This is a genomic window from uncultured Clostridium sp. (assembly GCF_963527835.1).
Taxonomy (GTDB): domain Bacteria; phylum Bacillota; class Clostridia; order Clostridiales; family Clostridiaceae; genus Clostridium.
The window spans coordinates 103,346-120,826 of sequence record NZ_CAURTC010000005.1; the positions used below are offsets into that span (position 1 = coordinate 103,346).

Annotated in this window: 16 protein-coding genes; 13 read left to right on the plus strand and 3 right to left on the minus strand. The window is 26.3% G+C overall.

The window, feature by feature from the left end:
- Nucleotides 1-41 precede the first annotated feature (41 nt).
- The 9 genes from lepB (RYM86_RS04810) (at nt 42) to RYM86_RS04850 (ending at nt 10,501) form a co-directional block, all read left to right on the plus strand.
- Entirely contained in the window at nt 42-560 is a 519-nt protein-coding gene (gene lepB, locus RYM86_RS04810; RefSeq protein ID WP_315078230.1) for a signal peptidase I, read from the plus strand.
- A 66-nt stretch (nt 561-626) separates the two neighbouring features.
- Entirely contained in the window at nt 627-1,154 is a 528-nt protein-coding gene (lepB, locus tag RYM86_RS04815; RefSeq protein ID WP_315078233.1) for a signal peptidase I, read from the plus strand.
- Nucleotides 1,155-1,292: 138 nt separating this feature from the next.
- The gene (locus tag RYM86_RS04820; protein WP_315078235.1) at nt 1,293-1,511 is read left to right on the plus strand and encodes a DUF3006 domain-containing protein; all 219 of its coding nucleotides are present in this window, start codon (nt 1,293-1,295) and stop codon (nt 1,509-1,511) included.
- Nucleotides 1,512-1,554: 43 nt separating this feature from the next.
- Nucleotides 1,555-3,639 (plus strand): ATP-dependent zinc metalloprotease FtsH, encoded by a 2,085-nt coding sequence (gene ftsH, locus RYM86_RS04825; RefSeq protein ID WP_315078236.1) that lies wholly within the window; start codon nt 1,555-1,557, stop codon nt 3,637-3,639.
- A 212-nt stretch (nt 3,640-3,851) separates the two neighbouring features.
- Nucleotides 3,852-5,963, plus strand: a complete 2,112-nt coding sequence (locus RYM86_RS04830) for a UvrD-helicase domain-containing protein (protein WP_315078240.1) — start codon at nt 3,852-3,854, stop codon at nt 5,961-5,963.
- Nucleotides 5,964-6,355: 392 nt separating this feature from the next.
- Nucleotides 6,356-7,192 carry an ABC transporter substrate-binding protein gene (locus RYM86_RS04835; protein ID WP_315078243.1) on the plus strand — a complete coding sequence of 279 codons (837 nt, stop codon included), beginning with the start codon at nt 6,356-6,358 and terminating at the stop codon, nt 7,190-7,192.
- A gap of 94 nt (nt 7,193-7,286) precedes the next feature.
- Nucleotides 7,287-7,946 carry an amino acid ABC transporter permease gene (locus tag RYM86_RS04840; protein WP_315078246.1) on the plus strand — a complete coding sequence of 220 codons (660 nt, stop codon included), beginning with the start codon at nt 7,287-7,289 and terminating at the stop codon, nt 7,944-7,946.
- The gene (locus RYM86_RS04845; protein ID WP_315078248.1) at nt 7,933-8,655 is read left to right on the plus strand and encodes an amino acid ABC transporter ATP-binding protein; all 723 of its coding nucleotides are present in this window, start codon (nt 7,933-7,935) and stop codon (nt 8,653-8,655) included. The genes RYM86_RS04840 and RYM86_RS04845 overlap by 14 nt, the downstream gene beginning before the upstream one ends.
- Nucleotides 8,656-9,034: 379 nt before the next feature.
- Nucleotides 9,035-10,501, plus strand: coding sequence for a methyl-accepting chemotaxis protein (locus RYM86_RS04850; RefSeq protein WP_315078250.1), 1,467 nt, complete (start codon nt 9,035-9,037; stop codon nt 10,499-10,501).
- 151 nt (nt 10,502-10,652) lie between these two features.
- Here the strand turns inward: RYM86_RS04850 and RYM86_RS04855 are convergent, their stop codons facing one another.
- Nucleotides 10,653-11,309, minus strand: a complete 657-nt coding sequence (locus RYM86_RS04855; RefSeq protein WP_315078251.1) for a DUF2628 domain-containing protein — start codon at nt 11,307-11,309, stop codon at nt 10,653-10,655.
- 370 nt (nt 11,310-11,679) lie between these two features.
- Here RYM86_RS04855 and RYM86_RS04860 point away from each other — a divergent pair, with 370 nt between their 5' ends.
- The 4 genes from RYM86_RS04860 to RYM86_RS04875 all read left to right on the plus strand — a co-directional run bounded on the left by RYM86_RS04860 (nt 11,680) and on the right by RYM86_RS04875 (nt 15,102).
- A complete protein-coding gene (locus tag RYM86_RS04860) occupies nt 11,680-12,051 on the plus strand; it encodes a hypothetical protein (RefSeq protein WP_315078253.1) in 372 nt (123 codons plus the stop codon).
- A 197-nt stretch (nt 12,052-12,248) separates the two neighbouring features.
- Nucleotides 12,249-12,620 (plus strand): hypothetical protein, encoded by a 372-nt coding sequence (locus RYM86_RS04865; RefSeq protein ID WP_315078255.1) that lies wholly within the window; start codon nt 12,249-12,251, stop codon nt 12,618-12,620.
- A gap of 396 nt (nt 12,621-13,016) precedes the next feature.
- The gene (locus tag RYM86_RS04870) at nt 13,017-13,484 is read left to right on the plus strand and encodes a hypothetical protein (protein WP_315078257.1); all 468 of its coding nucleotides are present in this window, start codon (nt 13,017-13,019) and stop codon (nt 13,482-13,484) included.
- The gene (locus tag RYM86_RS04875; RefSeq protein ID WP_315078259.1) at nt 13,471-15,102 is read left to right on the plus strand and encodes a thiamine pyrophosphate-binding protein; all 1,632 of its coding nucleotides are present in this window, start codon (nt 13,471-13,473) and stop codon (nt 15,100-15,102) included. Before RYM86_RS04870 ends, RYM86_RS04875 begins: the two co-directional genes overlap by 14 nt.
- Nucleotides 15,103-15,483: 381 nt before the next feature.
- Here RYM86_RS04875 and RYM86_RS04880 read toward each other — a convergent pair whose 3' ends face one another.
- Nucleotides 15,484-15,807: a hypothetical protein gene (locus RYM86_RS04880; RefSeq protein WP_315078260.1), complete on the minus strand. Its 324-nt coding sequence runs from the start codon at nt 15,805-15,807 to the stop codon at nt 15,484-15,486.
- A gap of 271 nt (nt 15,808-16,078) precedes the next feature.
- A complete protein-coding gene (locus tag RYM86_RS04885) occupies nt 16,079-17,242 on the minus strand; it encodes a cation diffusion facilitator family transporter (RefSeq protein WP_315078261.1) in 1,164 nt (387 codons plus the stop codon).
- Nucleotides 17,243-17,481: the final 239 nt, after the last annotated feature.

The following is a 17,481-nucleotide window of genomic DNA, read 5'->3' on the forward strand; positions in this document are numbered from 1 at the left end:
AAGTATAGTAGTATATGGAATTTCAGAAAGGTGGAATTTATATGGAAGATAGCAGTAAAAATAGTTTTATAAAAGAATGGGGTTTAACCATTATAAGTGCCGTAGTAATAGGTTTATTATTATGGAAATTTTTAATTTATACTGTATGGATTACAAGTGGATCAATGATACCTACATTAGAAGTTAAGGATAGACTTGTTGCAACAAGAGTTCATAATCCTGAAAATCTAAATAGAGGCGATATTGTTATATTTGATTCTGATGAGCTTAAAGAGATTCTTATAAAAAGACTTATAGGGCTTCCAGGAGATCATATAGAAATAAAAAATGGAATAGTAAGTGTAAATGGAGAACAATTAGCAGAAGATTATGTTAAAAATAATGAAGACTATGATGGAATATTTGATGTTCCAGAAGGAGAATATTTCTTTTTAGGAGATAATAGAGCAAATTCAGATGATTCTAGATACTGGAAAAATCCGTATATAAAAAGCGAAAAAATACAAGGAAAAGCTAAAGTGAAAATATATCCTATAAGTGACTTCAAAGTGTATAAATAGTTGATAAATTGCTAATTAATTATAAAGGGACTCTAATTGTTTGTGTCCTTAAAGGAGAATATGTTTATGGAGAAAAGTAATAAGATAAAAAAAGAAAATTTTTTTACTGAATGGATAATGCCAATATTTACAGCAGTAGTTATAGCATTTTTAGTGAATAAATTTTTAGTTTATAATGTATATATTCCAAGTGAATCAATGGTTCCAACATTAAATATAGGTGATAAGTTATTCGTAACTAAAATTTATAATTTAGATAAGATAGAACATGAAGATATAGTTGTATTTTACTCAAATGAACTTCAAGAAACAGTGATAAAAAGAGTTATAGGACTTCCTGGAGATCATATAGAGATAAAGGATGGAGTCGTAAGTGTAAATGGAGAAGAGCTAGTTGAAAATTATGTTAAAAATAATGAAGACTATGATGGAACATTTGATGTTCCAGAAGGAAAATACTTCTTTTTAGGGGATAATAGAGCAAGATCAAATGATGCTAGAAGATGGATTAATCCGTACATAGATGGAGATGATATAAAAGGAAAGGCACAAGTTAAGGTTTGGCCCTTTAAAGACTTTGGTCGCTTGAATTAATAGTACTTATTTTATAATAATATGGTATACTAGTTGTTAAGATATTTTATTTAAATTAAAGTTACATTTTAAATGAATATTTTATATAAGAAATGCTCAATTTTAATATATGGGTAAAATAAAAGTGAGGGTATTAATATGGGGAATAAGTATATAGTTGATAGAATAGAAGAAAACCATGTCATACTTGAATCATTCAATGGCGATATGCTAGATATTATGCGTTCTAAGACTAAGGGTGACATAAAAAATGGAGATGTTTTGATTAAAAATGGAGATATATTTATTATAGATGTTGAAGAAACCTTAAAAAGAAAACAAGCAATAAACAATATGATGAAAAATATGTGGAAATAAGCTTTTTAGATATTTTCGCAAATTACACGGAAAGGGTGATACAATGCAAGGCAACAATAAAAAGAAGAAAAATGGATATATTACAATGGTAATATATTTTTTACTAGTTTTTATGTTTATAAGTACTGCAAACTATATTAGGGAAGCAGCAACTACAAAACAAATATCATATGATGAATTTTATGAAATGATAGATCAAAGTAAAATATCACAGGTAGTTATAACAGGAGAAAATTTAATAATTACTCCAACAGATAGTAGTGAATTTAAAGGAAAGACTTTATATACAGCTAATATTAAGGATGAAAATTTAATAAATAAATTAAGAGATGCAAACCCTAAAATAAAATTTACAGGCAAAAATCCAAAACAAAGTCCAATTATGGATTTTGCACTTAGCTGGGTTTTACCAATGTTACTTTTCTTCTTTATGTGGAAATTCTTATTCTCTAGAATGGGAGGCGGCGGCATGGGCGGCGGCGGCGGAATCATGGGAATTGGAAAAAGTAACGCCAAAGTTTATGTGGAAAATGAAATTGGAGTAACATTTGATGATGTTGCAGGGCAAGAAGAAGCAAAAGAATCATTAAAAGAAGTAATAGATTTCTTAAACTGTCCTAAGAGATATACAGAAATAGGTGCAAAATTACCTAAAGGAGCTTTACTTGTAGGACCTCCAGGAACAGGTAAAACACTTATTGCAAAGGCAGTTGCAGGAGAAGCTAAAGTTCCATTTTTCTCACTTTCAGGTTCAAGTTTTGTTGAAATGTTTGTTGGGGTTGGAGCTTCAAGAGTTAGAGAATTATTTAAAGAAGCAGTAGCTAAAGCACCATGTATAATCTTTATAGATGAAATAGATGCTATTGGTAAAAGTAGAGATAATCAAATGCAAAGCAATGATGAAAGAGAACAAACATTAAATCAGTTACTTTCTGAAATGGATGGATTTGATTCTTCAAAGGGAATAGTTATACTTGCAGCTACAAATAGGCCAGAAATATTAGATAAAGCTCTTCTTAGACCAGGTAGATTCGATAGAAGAGTAATAGTTGATAGACCTGATTTTAAAGGTAGAGAAGCTATTCTTAGAGTTCATGCTAAGAATGTTAACCTAGGAGATGATGTTGATCTTGATGAGATAGCAAAAGGAACTCCAGGTGCTGTAGGAGCAGATCTTGCTAATATTGTTAATGAAGCAGCTTTAAGAGCTGTAAAAAATAGAAGAAAACTTGTACTTCAAGAAGATTTAAGAGATGCAGTAGAAGTTATAATTGCAGGTAAAGAAAAGAAAGATAGAATATTATCTAAGAAGGAAAAGGAATTAGTAGCATTCCATGAGGTAGGTCATGCACTTGTGGCAGCATTAATAGAAGGCTCTGATCCTGTTCATAAAATAACAATAGTTCCTAGAACAATGGGAGCATTAGGTTATACTATGCAACTTCCTGAAGAAGAAAAATATCTTATTTCTAAAGAAGATTTAATGAACCAAATTACAGTTATGTTAGGTGGTAGATCTGCTGAAGAAGAAGTATTTAATGTTGTTTCAACAGGTGCTTCAAATGACATTGAAAGAGCAACTCAATCAGCTAGAAGCATGGTTTCAATATATGGTATGAGTGATAGATTTGATATGATGGCACTTGAATCAGTGCAAAATAGATATCTAGATGGAAGAGCAGTTAGACATTGTAGTGAAGAAACATCAACAATGTTAGATGAAGAAACATTAAAGATAATAAGAGAAGCTCATGAAAAAGCTAGAAAAATACTTAGAGATAATAGAGATCTATTAGATGAAATTTCAAATATTTTATTAGATAAAGAAACTCTTTTTGGTGAAGAATTCATGGAAATGGTTTATGAAAAATATCCAGAAATGAAAGAAAAGAAAGAAAAAGAATTAAAAGAAAAAGAGTTGAAAGATAAAGAACAAAAGGAAAAACAAAAAAAGAGACAGGAAGATTTTGAGAAAATAAAAAAAGAAAATGAAGAAAAAGAAAAATCAGAGTTTTTTAAAACAGTTGGAATAAATGTAAATAAAGAAATTAATGATTCAACTGAAATTCAAGATAATTTAACTAGGGAAATATCTGAAGATGCAGAGCAATTAGAAGATGAAAAATAATCTGAGAAATAAATATTTAAGTTAAAATATTTATATCAAGAAAGTTATGTTGTAATACTAATAACATCTTTAAATAATAATTAAAAGAAAAAACCTAGTGTTTAATAGTAAGGTTTAGATTAGTTTAGCTTAAAAAATAAGTTAGATTATCTGAACCTTATGTTTTCAAATAGTGTTGATATTATTTTTAAGAAGCAAAGGGGAAAACTAATTTGAATCAAAATTTAGATTTTTTAATGGAACAAAATAAACTAGAAGAAGTTGAAAAGATTTTAAGCAGTGAAATACTTAATTATCTAGACAAAAGAAAAAACATAACTAGTCAAATTCTTCAATCAAGAAAAAAATTTATTGAAGAATATAAAGATGATGAAGACCAAGTTATAGATTACTTTGATCATGAAAATTATGTAAAAGAAGAATCTTATAAGACAATAGATAAAAGATTAAAAGAATTTACTAGTTTAAAGGAAGCACCTTATTTCGGTAAAGTAACTTTTATGGAAGAAGGAAATTTACCAGAAGAACTTTATATAGGTAGATATGGTTTGACTGTAGAAAAAACTTATGAATCTATAATTGTAGACTGGAGAGCTCCTATTGCATCATTATTTTATAAAGGTATATTAGGAAAATCTAGTTATACGTGTCCGACAGGTGAAATTGATACAGATATACTTTCTAGAAGACAAATAATAATAAAAAAAGGTGAGCTTAAAGGTATATTTGATTCAGAAGTAGATGTTAAAGATGAAATACTTCAAATGGTTCTTACTGAAAATTCATCAGATAAACTTAAGGATATAGTAATGTCAATACAATCTGAGCAAGATGAAATAATAAGAAGTGATAAGAATAAAGTTATAGTTGTAAACGGAGTTGCAGGCTCAGGAAAAACAACTATTGCATTACATAGAATATCTTATCTTCTTTATAATTATAGAAAACAATTTGGAGATAAAGTTCTTATTTTTGGACCAAATGATATATTTATGGATTATATTGCTCAAGTTCTTCCTTCGTTAGGTGAAGAGGGAATAAAGCAAATGACATTTGAAAACTTTGCTATAAAACAATTAGGAATAGATAATTTATATATAAAAAGTTTTAGTAAATATATAGAAGAAGCTATGAGCGGAAATAGAACAGCTCTTGAAGAATACCAATATAAAAGTTCTAAAAAATTCTTAGATTTATTAAATCATGAAATTAATAAATTAAGTCAAAATTACTTTGATATTAAACCAATAATTTTTAATGGTGAAGAAATAGTAGGAATTAAAGAGATTAAAGAATTATTTGATATACATTATAAATACATGCCGTTATTTAGAAGAAGTGAAAAAATAAAAAGAGTTCTTATATCTAAAATAAAAGATAAAAGAGATGCAGAAGTATATAAACTAAATCAAGAAATGAAAGAAAAATTAGCTTCTTTATCAAGTAATGATTTAGAAATAGAAAAGAATAATTTAGAGTATCTAAAGAGAATGAAAATTAGAGAAATTGTAAGAAGTGTAATTAACTCAAGAAAAGAATTAGATTCTTGGATAAATCATGAAGATATAATAAATATTTATAAAAATATAACAGATATTAAGCAACTTGGATACATGGACTTAAGTGGAATATTATATTTAATGATTAAATTAGATGGCAAAAGAATGAAAGAAGAAATTAAGCATATCGTAATAGATGAAGCTCAAGATTATAGCGTTATACAATTTGAAATAATAAAAGGGCTTACAGGATGCAAAAGTTATACAATAGTTGGAGATTCTAATCAAAGATTAATAAATAATAATGAAGAACCAGCTATGTTGAATTTACAACCTTTATTTAATGAGGAAAAGATGCATGTACAAGTACAAGAGTATGCATTAAATAAGAGTTATAGATCTACTCAAGAAATAATGGAATATGCAACTAAGTTTTTAGATGATAATAGAATAATTCCATTAGTTAGACATGGGGAAAAAGTAATAGAGGAAGAAGTATCTTCAGATGATGAATTTGTAGAAACTATTCTTTCAATAATTGAAGATTATGAAGATGAGGGACTTGAAAATATAGCTATTATATTTAATGGAAATAAGGACCTTGCTAAGTTTTCTCATATTATTAAAGAAAAAGTTAGTATTCAAAGTTTTGATAGAGAAGATATACTTTATAAAGGTGGGAAAGTTTTAATTCCAGCATATTTAGCGAAAGGATTAGAATTTGATGGAGTTATAGTAATAGAAAATCATGAAATTGATCCATTAGTAAAATATATTATGTGTACAAGAGCACTACACAGACTTTCATTAATTAAGAAACAATAAAGCAGTGATAAATTATAGCAGTTGCCAATAAACATGGTAGCTGCTATTTTAATATTAATAAGTTAGAGAGTAGAATAGACAAGCTAGTGACTGTAGTTATTTATGCAAGGTAGATATGATGATAGTCATTGCTTATGAATAAAATAAGAATAAAAATACATAATATATAATTGTAAAGTAGAGCTATAGATTAAAATAATAACTTATAGCTCTTTATTTTTGTTTATTATCAAATAAAAGACAATTAAAATGGTGTATTGTAAATGATAAATTTAATTAGTATAAATAAAAATTAAATAATTATACATTTGCTATTGCATAAATATAAGTATTGGGTGTATAATTATACCAAGAAGTAAATAAGTTCTGTGAATAATTAGGGGGAATTAGTAATGAATAAGGGTTTATTAAAAAAATTAGGATTAGTTGTAGCAATTGGAGCAATGGCAATAAGCATAGTTGGATGTGCAGGAAATAAAAATACAGCAGGAAGCAAAAATGGAAAAGAAACAGCTTCAGTGCTTGAATCAATAAAACAAAAAGGTAAACTTGTAGTTGGAACAAGTGCAGATTATCCACCATATGAATTTCATAAACAGGTAAATGGAAAAGATCAAATAGTAGGATTTGATATTAGTATAGCAAAATCATTAGCAGAAGACTTAGGTGTAGAACTACAAATAAATGATATGGATTTTGATGGATTACTTATAGCTCTTCAAGCTGGAAAAGTAGACATGGTATTTGCAGGTATGACACCTACTGATGAAAGAAAGGAAAATGCAGATTTTTCAGATATATATTATACAGCACAACATGGATTTATAGTTAGAAAAGGTGAAGAAGGAAATATAAAATCAATTGATGATTTAAAAGATAAGAAGATTGGTGTACAAAAAGGATCAATTCAAGAAGGACTAGCTAATGATAAACTTCCAGATGCTGAAAAGAAGGCATTAGGAAAGGTTACTGATCTAGTATTAGATTTAAAAAACAATAAAGTAGATGCAATATTAGTTGAATTACCAGTTGCAGAATTTAACTGTGAAAAGAATTCAGATATAGCTTTAACAGATGTTATATTAGAAGATTCAGAAGGTGGATCAGCAATAGCAATGAATAAGGGTTCAGATGATTTAAAGAGTGAAATAAATAAAACAATACAAAAATTAAAAGATGAAGGTAAAATAGATAAATTTGTAATAGAAGCAAATGAAATGGTAGAGTAAATTATTTTTCCACCCCTGGGTCCAATAAATTCCATTTGGAATTTATTGGACCCAGGGGTGGAAATAGAAAGAATATGACTAGGGGGGAGAAATTTTGAATTTTACATTTTTAGAAAAATACTATGGATATTTTTTAAGTGGGGCAGAAATTACAATAGTATTGGCATTCTTTGCAGTACTTTTTGGAACGATTATGGGGCTAGGATTAACATTTTTAAGACGTTCAAAATTTAAAATATTAAGAATTATAGGTACAGCTTATGTAGAATTTGTTAGGGGAACTCCCCTTCTAGTTCAAATATATATAATATATATTGGACTACCTAAATTAATAGGAATAGATTTATCTGATATAACTACAGGGGCAATAGCATTGGCACTTAATTCTTCAGCATATGTTTCTGAAATAATTAGAGCTGGTATTGAAGCTGTTGATAAGGGGCAAATGGAGGCAGCTAGAAGTTTAGGTATGAATCAAAAAACAGCTATGTTTAATATAATAATACCTCAAGCATTTAAAAATATATTACCTGCTTTAGGAAATGAATTTATATCAGTAATTAAGGAATCTTCAATGGTTTCAGTAATTGGAGTAGCTGAACTTATGTATAATGCGAATACTGTAAAAGGAAATACAGCATTAGGTTTAGAACCTGTAATAGTAGCAGCAATTGTATACTTTATAATTACATTTACTCTAACAAGGGCATTAGGATATGTGGAAAGGAGAATGAAGGTAAGTGATATACGTTAAAGATTTACACAAAAGTTTTGGAGAGCATGAAGTTCTTAAAGGAATAGATTATCATATAAAAAAAGGTGAAGTGGTTGTTGTAATTGGACCTTCAGGATCTGGAAAAAGTACATTTTTAAGATGTCTTAATTTATTAGAAGATCCAAGCTCTGGAGTAGTTGAATTTGAAGGGAAAGATATAACATCAAAAGTTGTGGATATAAATAAGATAAGAGAAAAAATGGGGATGGTTTTTCAACAATTTAATTTATTTCCACATAAAACTGTAATAAATAATATAGCATTGGCACCTATGAAAATAAAAAAATTATCAAGGCAAAAAGCAGAAAATAAAGCAATGGATTTATTAGATAAAGTAGGGCTTAAAGATAAAGCAAATGACTATCCAGCATCATTATCTGGAGGACAAAAACAAAGAATAGCTATTGCAAGAGCATTGGCAATGGAACCAGATGTTATGCTATTTGACGAACCAACATCAGCATTAGATCCAGAAATGGTAGGTGAAGTTTTAAGTGTTATGAAAAATCTTGCAAAAGAAGGTATGACTATGGTGGTTGTAACTCATGAAATGGGATTTGCAAGAGAAGTTGGGGACAGAATACTTTTTATGGATGATGGAAATATAGTAGAAGAAGGCACTCCGGAAGAAGTATTTAAGAATCCTAAAAATCCAAGAACAATAGACTTTTTGTCTAAAGTACTTTAAACTTTGTTGTAATTGATAAAGAAAAAGTATATAGAGTAGTATATAAATTTTATATAAAAAGAACGAAAAAAATTTAGAATAAAAGTTGTATAATTATGAATATAGCTGATAAAGGATAAGTAGAAAAATACTTGTTGTTTATCGGCTTTGTTTGTTTTTTAAGAATTTACATTAATTGAAGTATTGTGTAATTTTATGTATAAATTATGTAAATAAAATATAATTAAATGTAAAATCATATACAAATATAATAAAATATGTTAATATTATACACGTAAGGGATATTACTTTAAGTGTATAAAAATCAAAATTTATTCATAAATTTACAAATAGTATTTTAAAATCTAAGAACAGTAATTTTACATAGGGGGAAAAGTAAATGGATAATAAAAAAATTATCAACATGAAAAATCAAATTTTGCTTGTACTATTTTTAAGTTCAGTATTTCTAAGAGGTATTTTTGATTATTATTTAAAAGCGCCTATAATGTCAGTTGTAGCAATAGTAGGTTCTGGTATAGTATTAAGTATTATACAGTTTATTTTAATAAAGAAAAAATGTATTAATGCATCAATGTATTTCATGGTATTTTCAATATCCACAATTGGTGTAATATTAATGAGCACATCACCAACAATATCTAATTTAATGATATTTTATTCAGCAATTTTTTTAATTATATTATATCAAGAGACAATTCCAATAGTTCTTCAATGTATATCTAGTGCCGTTTTTATGAGCTATTTTTTCATAAAAAACAAAGAAACAATATTTTCTAATATAGGGTATGATCAATTAATATTTTTAATTCTTTATATAGGAAGCGGATTATTTATATGTACATTATTATGTATAATAACAAAACGTACTTATGTTGTATTAGAAGAAAAAATTAAAGAAAGCAATGAAGCAAAATCTAAGACTGAGCTTTTATTAGGTAAGCTTAGTGAAACAATAGAATCCTTAAATGAAGCGAGCTGTACTATTAGTGAAGGAATTAATACAACAGCAGAAGTATCAGAACAAATATCAGTTGCTTCAAATGAAGTCGCAAACAAAGCAACAAGAGAAGTTGAAACGATGAATAATATCCAATCATTTATGCATATTGGAGAACAAGGGTTAGAAGAAGTAACAAGTGCAGTAGAAATTATGTCGGAATTATCATCTTCTACAAAGGATGTTGTTTTACAAGGAGCTAGCAAAGTTGATGATTTATCAAGTGAAATGACCAAAGTAAAAGATAATATTATAAGTACTGTAACGTTAATTAATAATTTAAATGAAGAAAATTCAAAGATAGTAAAAATTATAGATACGGTAAGCGAAATAGCGGGGCAAACAAATCTTTTAGCACTTAATGCATCAATAGAAGCAGCGAGAGCAGGAGAGCATGGTAAAGGTTTTGCAGTTGTTGCAGATGAAGTTAAAAAACTAGCGGAAAACTCTAAGGAATCAACAAACCAAATAATATCTATATTAAATAGTATATCCGAAAGAACTAATGCTGTATCAGATGAAATAGTAAAGGAAAAGAAATCAATAGAAATATGTAATGAACATACAAATATAGTAAAAGATTTATTTAAAAATATAAATAATAATACAGGAAATGTATTAAATCATTCTGATAATGTAAATCAGCAAATTAAAGGCTTAGTTACTGTATTTTCAAAAACAGCAATAGAAATAGATAGTATAAGTGAAAATGTTGAAACTACAGCGTCGGCTATGGAAGAAATATCAGCTAATATTAGTGAACTTAATAATAATATAGAGGGTATATCTAATACATATAAAAATATAGATAAATTAAGTACTAAACTTAGTAAGATTCAGAGTTAAAATTAGTATTGATTTTAGATTATAAATTGAATACCATATGTTAAAACGATTCAATCACTAACATATGGTATTTTTATTTTAAGCAATTATAAAAAGTTAAATAATGCAAGTTGTATTATTTTATTAAAATAAAATAGAATAAGTTATTAAGCTAATATAATAAAGCTATCATTAAGAAGTTAATAAATAGTATTATCATAAATGCTAAAACTGAATTAGTTCCTCCTTTTGAAGTAAGGAATTTAATATAATCATTATAAGTTAAATTTGGAGATATGTTTTTAGTTATGTTTGAAGAAAAGTCTCGAAGTGAAAAAATTTTATGTTCAACAAATCTAATATAAATATTGTTTCCAAACATGCCTAAAACTAAAGAAATAATAACTCCAGTAAAACCAGCAAGTGGTCCTAAAAGACTTACAAGGCTAGTGGTTATAAGAATAAATAGGAAGAAAATCAAAAAAAGCTTCCTATATAGTAACCAATATGAACCGAAAAAAAATGCAGCCCAGTTCCATGAAATAAATTTATTATTTATTTTATATCTATTAAAGTATTCTATATAATATGAAGATTTTCTTTTTCCAACAAAAGATGTAAATTCTTCATCATTTATATCAGAATTTAAATAATCAATATTAATTTTAGCATTACTATTATCATTTATACTTTCAGTAGATTCATTTTCAGTATCATTATTTTTATAAAAAGAAGTGTTTTCATATACTTTTCTTTTGTAATTAGGACAGAATAAATTGTTACAAATATTATCTTTGTCTAACTCTTTATTGCAGTAAGAACATTTCATTAATAAAATCCTCCTTTAAAATATATTTTATAAGTTATTTCCTTAGAGAATTATAACATATACCTTATTAATAATAAAATTATAAACATAATAAAATAACAAATTATTCCAATTCGCAGTTTTTATAATAATGTGAAATTTTAATCAGAATTTGTATGTAGAAAATTAAAAAAGATGGAAAATTATAAGAAAATATGTTATTATTTCTTTAAAAGTAAATTATTAATTAAGTATATGTAGTAAAGATTAGTGGATAAGATTTAATTTGATTCAATAAAAACAAAAATGGAACATAATAAAAGTTTATTTTTTTATCAACTTAAAAGAAATTAACAATAGAAAATTTATCTTTAATTAGTAGGGGGAAATTATGAAAATAGAAAAAATAAATGTATTATGTAAATACAGTATGAGAGTAAAAGATGATAAATTTATAATCAAGGGAGAAGGGCTATTTTCTAAAAATGATGCGGAAGATTATCTTGAACTTTTCCAAAAAACTATTAAGTCAATGGACTCAAGTAATTTAATACTAATTATAGATAATAGTGAATTTAGGATGAGCTTTCCTGATGCTAAATTATTTTATGAAAAAGTATGTGATGCATATATAAGTTCTGATTTTAAAGATAAATATATAGTTATGCCAGAAAATGATATAGCTAATATTCAAATAAAGAAAAATGCTAACAAAGTATTTAATTATATAAAAGTTATCTCAGATATAAATATTATAAAATAGAATTAAGAATACACTATATGATATATTTTTACTAAAAACTATTTCCACGCTTAAAAACCGACAATATTTATTAAAATTATAAGAAAAATGTATAATCATAATATATTATGGAATATTGTATATTTATATGTTATAATTGGAAAGAAGCTGCTACTAATAATAGTAGTTTTATTAGAATTTTTTTGGAGGGATAATAAGTGAAAATAGAAAAGAAAAATACTATGTCTAATTATTCTATGGCGATTGTGGGAAACAAAGCAATACTTTCATCAAAGGGAATGTTTTCAAAAGAAGATGCTGAAAATTACATAAGTGATTTTGTTACATTTACAAAATCTAATAATACATCTTCTTTAATATTAGTAATAGAAAATGCAGAATTAAAAACATCTTTCCCAGATGTAAAGCCATTTTATGATAAAATGAGTGATCTTTATATTAATTCGAATTTTAAAAAGAAGTATATGCTTATGCCTGCAAGTGCAATAGCTGGAATGCAAATTAAAAAATTAGATGAAAAATTTTTTAATGAAATAAAAGTGATTTCAAGTATTGATCAAGCTGTATAATTAATAAGTATTTATATTAATTATAAAAACAAACTATATAGCTTTATGTAAAGGTTTAATTAGATTTTAAAGATCAATATATAAATAAAAAATTAATACATAAGTAAAAGGGGGCAGTTCAAAATGATTAAAAAAGTCATTTTGTAATAGCTCCTTATTTTATATAAATATATATAAGATTATAAAATTTAAAGAGATTTTTATTAATGAATATAACGTATTATTTTTAAAATAATATGTTGTATTTTTGTGAAAATATGTTTTAATATAATAATAATGTAATATTTATACAAACTATGAAATATTATGGTAAAATAATAATAACCATACTATATTTAGAGTATTTTTATAAATAATATTTTTAGTTAAATATTAAATTTCAGAAAGGAACATATTATGAGTACGAGAGAATTACTAGATAATCTATTCAAAGAATTAGAAGATGTAATATATTATGAAGATGTAGGAATTCACAAAATAGTTGATAATTCTTATATAAAACCATATTACAAACAATTAACAGATATTTCATTTGAAGATTGGAGCAAATACCATGCTTCAAAAATGCTTAAAATAGTTGATGATATGTATTTATCTGAAATGATGAATACAAAAAAACCACTATTTGTAGACAAGCTTTCTGTAGATACAAGCAAACCAAGTTGTTTAAGAGATTTTGGGATAGTATCAACTTGCCTTATACCATTTTTCTTAAATGATGAAATAGCCTTCTTTATTACTATGCCAATATTTAAAGAAGAACATAAATATTCAGAAGAAGAAAAATCAGAAGCAATAAATATTGTAAAAAAATATAATAAGATTTTATGTATTAAGGAGATGTTTAAACGTGAAATTATCTAAAGCTATAGCAAAATATATTGAAAGTTGTGGTGTAGAATACGTATTTGGTATACCATCAGGAAATGTAGCAAGTATTTATGATGCACTTAATGATACTAAAGTTGAATTTGTAGTAACTAAAAATGAAGCAGGATCAACTTATTCAGCAGGAAAATATTCAGATTTAAGTAAAAAACTTAGTTGTTCAATCTTATGCGGAGGGGTAGGTATTACTAACGCAATAAATGGAATAGCAGATGCATACATAAATAATATTCCTATGCTTGTTATTAGTGGATATGCAGCAAGTGATAGTATAGGTAAAGGTTGCGTTCAAGAATTGGATACAGCACCTATAACTGAAAGCATAACAAAATATAGTAAAACAATTACTAAAAAAGAAGATGTATTATCTGAATTAGATAAAGCAGTAAAATTAGCAATGCAAGATCCAAAAGGACCAGTTCATCTATCAATATCAATGGATTTACCTACAACAGAAATAAATGAAGATGATATAAAAACTTATGTAGCTGAAAAAATAAATTATAATTATGATGAAGAATCATTAAATATAGCAATTAATATGTTAAATAATGCTAAAAAAGGTATCATATTAGTTGGTAGAGGTGCTAAAGGAAATAATGAACTTATAAAGAAATTATCATCAAAATTAGGATGGTATGTAGCAACTACACCTCAAGGAAAAAGTTCAATAGATAGTGAATTTGAATTTAACATAGGAAACTATGGATTTAATAGTACTGATTTTGCGCAAAACTATTCAGATACAGAAGAAATAGACTGCATATTAGTATTAGGATCAAGCCTTGGAGAGAGTGCAACAAGAAACTTTAGTGATGCATTATTCAATGATGGAAATAAAGTTATTCAAATAGATAACAGGAAAAAGAGTCTAAATAAAAACCATATTGATAGATTTAAAGTATATTATGAATTATCAGAAGCATTATCAATAATAGATGAAAAAGTAGAAGATAAAAATGTAACTTTAAATAAAGCAGAAAAATTAAATAATGAATATATAAAAGATCATACAGGAATATCTGTTAGAAGATTAGCAGATATGCTTCCAAATATATTAAATCCTAGCACTACTTATATGTGCGATATAGGTGAATTTATGAATTATATGTATAAATATCTATTCATTCCAAAAGAATCAGATTTTATTGCTAGCTTAAATTATGGAGCTATGGGAAACTGCGTGGCAGGTTCAATAGGTGCAGCTTTAAGTGGCAATACAGAAAAATATGCTGTAGTTGTTGGTGATGGATCAGTATTTATGAATGGTAGTGAAATTTTAACAGCAAAACAATACTCATTACCTATAGTATATTTTGTAATAAATAATGCAAAATTAAATTATGTTGATCAAGGTATGACATTCTTATTTGGAAGATCTATTAATGGCGTAGTTCAAGATAGAGTTTCAATAAAGGCAATAGGAGAAGCAGCTGGAATTAAATCATATGAAATAACAGATTTAAGTCAACTTAATGAAATAAAAGATGAGTTATATTCTTGTAGTGAACCTATAATAGTTGAAATAATAACTGATGGTTCAGAAAAAGTTGCAGCAGCAGATAGATTCAAAACATTAAAAAATAAAAAGTAAGAACATTGTTCTAGAAAAATATGATATTTTAGTATAAAGCTCGTGGACTGAGAAATTTGCTTTAAGAATTCTAAAATTAGAATAGTCCCATTTTAGCTTGCTCCCAATATAAAATTGAGACAAGCAGTAAATGTGACGATACTCATTAAATATTCTCAAAGTTTAATTACAATGCCACTTTGCTTATTGCATATATCAACATATTTTAAAAAAGATTTTAGTGTAAAGAGGCTCTTAAGGAAAAATAAAAGATAAAAGTGGAAAGTTAGAGAAGAGATTTTTTAGTCCTATTGCTTTTAATAAAACTCTTAACTCATACTTATCCACTTTTAATTTTAAAGTTTGGTGTAGTAGCCTCTTTAATAAGGTAGGAATAGTTAGTTAGAAAAAAACAAAGCCAATAACTAATAAGATAATTATTGCAATTAAAATGTAAAGTCCAGTATTAGTACTTGTTCCTGTTTCTGAAGAATCTTCTTCAGGGATACTTTTTTGATTAGTTGCATTTTTTTCAATTTCTTCAAGTTTTGAACTAATATTAGAATTATCAATTTTTTCTTTAGTAGTGTTTAAAGTTTCATTATCTTTTGAAGATTCCTTTTCTTCTAAATCATATCTTGGGAATACTTTCTCAAATGCATAACATGTAGAAGTTATACAATCATTTTTTTCTCCCAGCTCTTTGTTACAGTAAGGACACTTCATAAAAAAATACCTCCTTTTTATTAGAACTTAATCAATTATTTTTTATAAATAAATTCATAACATATATAGTATAAAAATAACAAAAATATACCTCATATAAAGTATTTTATGCTTTATATGAGGTATATTTTACAAATTAATATAGATTTATATTTTTAGTAATTTTTTTGTACAATTATAGTTATTTGATAGTTAATGTTCACAACAGTTACACTTTTTCAGTGAAATTCTAATTAAATTTATGGTTAGAGCTACATTATATTAAGAATTATTATAGATAATGCTTATCTAAGGTAATTATACAATTATATTTAGGATGAATTGATTTAACTCTTGATGCAATGGTATTTATTATATCATCATCTTTAAAAGTATCATTTAAAACTAAATCAAAAATTAAGTTTTTATGATTGCCATCACCAACAATTCTAAAATCGTGAATAGAATCTATATAATCATATTCATTTATTAGTTTTAATATTTCATCATGAGCTTCTTTAACCTCACCTTCAATTATACAGATAGGATCCATGTGTATAACAAGATAAATTCTAAGTTTAGCGGAAATTTCTCTTTCAGCTTTATCAATTATTTCATGAATCTTCATTATATCAATATTAGCAGGAATTTCAGCATGTATAGAAGCCATACATTTTCCAGGGCCATAGTTATGTATTATTAAATCATGAGCTCCAGTAACATGCTCATAAGACAATACCATATCATTTATTCCTTTAACAAGTTCAGGGTCAGGAGCTTCACCAAGTAATGGGTTAAGAGTTTCTTTTATCAATGAAAAACCTGAATAAACTATAAATCCAGCAACTATAAGTCCAATAAATCCGTCTATAGGAATCTTTGTAAATTTAGAAGCCAAGAAAGAAATAGCAACAGTAGTAGAAGTAAAAACATCTCCTAATGCATCTACAGAAGCTGCTTTTAATGCAGAAGAATTGATCTTATTTCCCATAAATTTATTAAAACCAGAAAGCCAAAATTTAAGTCCTATTGAAATTAAAAGAAGAATAAAAGGTATAAGTTCAAATTTAACTACTTCAGGATTTGTAATTCTAGTTAATGATGATTTTATAAATTGGAAACCAACAAGCATAACCATAAATGCAACAATTAAAGCAGAAATATATTCAATTCGTCCATGTCCAAAAGGATGTTCCTTATCAGCAGGTTTACTTGCCATCTTAAAGCCTATTATAGTTATGAGAGAAGATGCTGCATCAGATAAGTTATTAAATGCATCAGCAACAATAGCTATACTTGAAGAAATGAGTCCAACAGAAATTTTTATTAAAAATAATGTGAAGTTAATAAAGATTCCTACAAGTCCTCCAAGAATACCATAAGAATTCCTTACTTTATCATCATCTATATTATGATTATCCTTAATAAACTTATTAACAAGAAATTGAGAAAACATAAAATCGCCCCTATCATATATATTAAATAACTTAATTCTAATATAGTAATTAGTATTTGTAAAATATAATATTCTTATAATAATGTTTTTAAAGTGTTAATTAAGATATATGTTTTGTTTTAGCACAGGGATATGATACGCTCATAAGTAAAGTTTGATGGAATTTGAAAATGAAACTTAGACATTCTATATAGTCATTAAGGATGTTTAAAAATAAAATATGCTTTATGTAGAGTTTT

Coding starts and splice junctions, on each gene's coding strand:
- lepB (WP_315078230.1), top strand. CDS start 42: ATGGAAGATAGCAGTAAAAATAGTTTTATAAAAGAATGGGGTTTAACC.
- lepB (WP_315078233.1), top strand. CDS start 627: ATGGAGAAAAGTAATAAGATAAAAAAAGAAAATTTTTTTACTGAATGG.
- RYM86_RS04820 (WP_315078235.1), top strand. CDS start 1,293: ATGGGGAATAAGTATATAGTTGATAGAATAGAAGAAAACCATGTCATA.
- ftsH (WP_315078236.1), top strand. CDS start 1,555: ATGCAAGGCAACAATAAAAAGAAGAAAAATGGATATATTACAATGGTA.
- RYM86_RS04835 (WP_315078243.1), top strand. CDS start 6,356: ATGAATAAGGGTTTATTAAAAAAATTAGGATTAGTTGTAGCAATTGGA.
- RYM86_RS04850 (WP_315078250.1), top strand. CDS start 9,035: ATGGATAATAAAAAAATTATCAACATGAAAAATCAAATTTTGCTTGTA.
- RYM86_RS04855 (WP_315078251.1), bottom strand. CDS start 11,309: ATGAAATGTTCTTACTGCAATAAAGAGTTAGACAAAGATAATATTTGT.
- RYM86_RS04860 (WP_315078253.1), top strand. CDS start 11,680: ATGAAAATAGAAAAAATAAATGTATTATGTAAATACAGTATGAGAGTA.
- RYM86_RS04870 (WP_315078257.1), top strand. CDS start 13,017: ATGAGTACGAGAGAATTACTAGATAATCTATTCAAAGAATTAGAAGAT.
- RYM86_RS04880 (WP_315078260.1), bottom strand. CDS start 15,807: ATGAAGTGTCCTTACTGTAACAAAGAGCTGGGAGAAAAAAATGATTGT.
- RYM86_RS04885 (WP_315078261.1), bottom strand. CDS start 17,242: ATGTTTTCTCAATTTCTTGTTAATAAGTTTATTAAGGATAATCATAAT.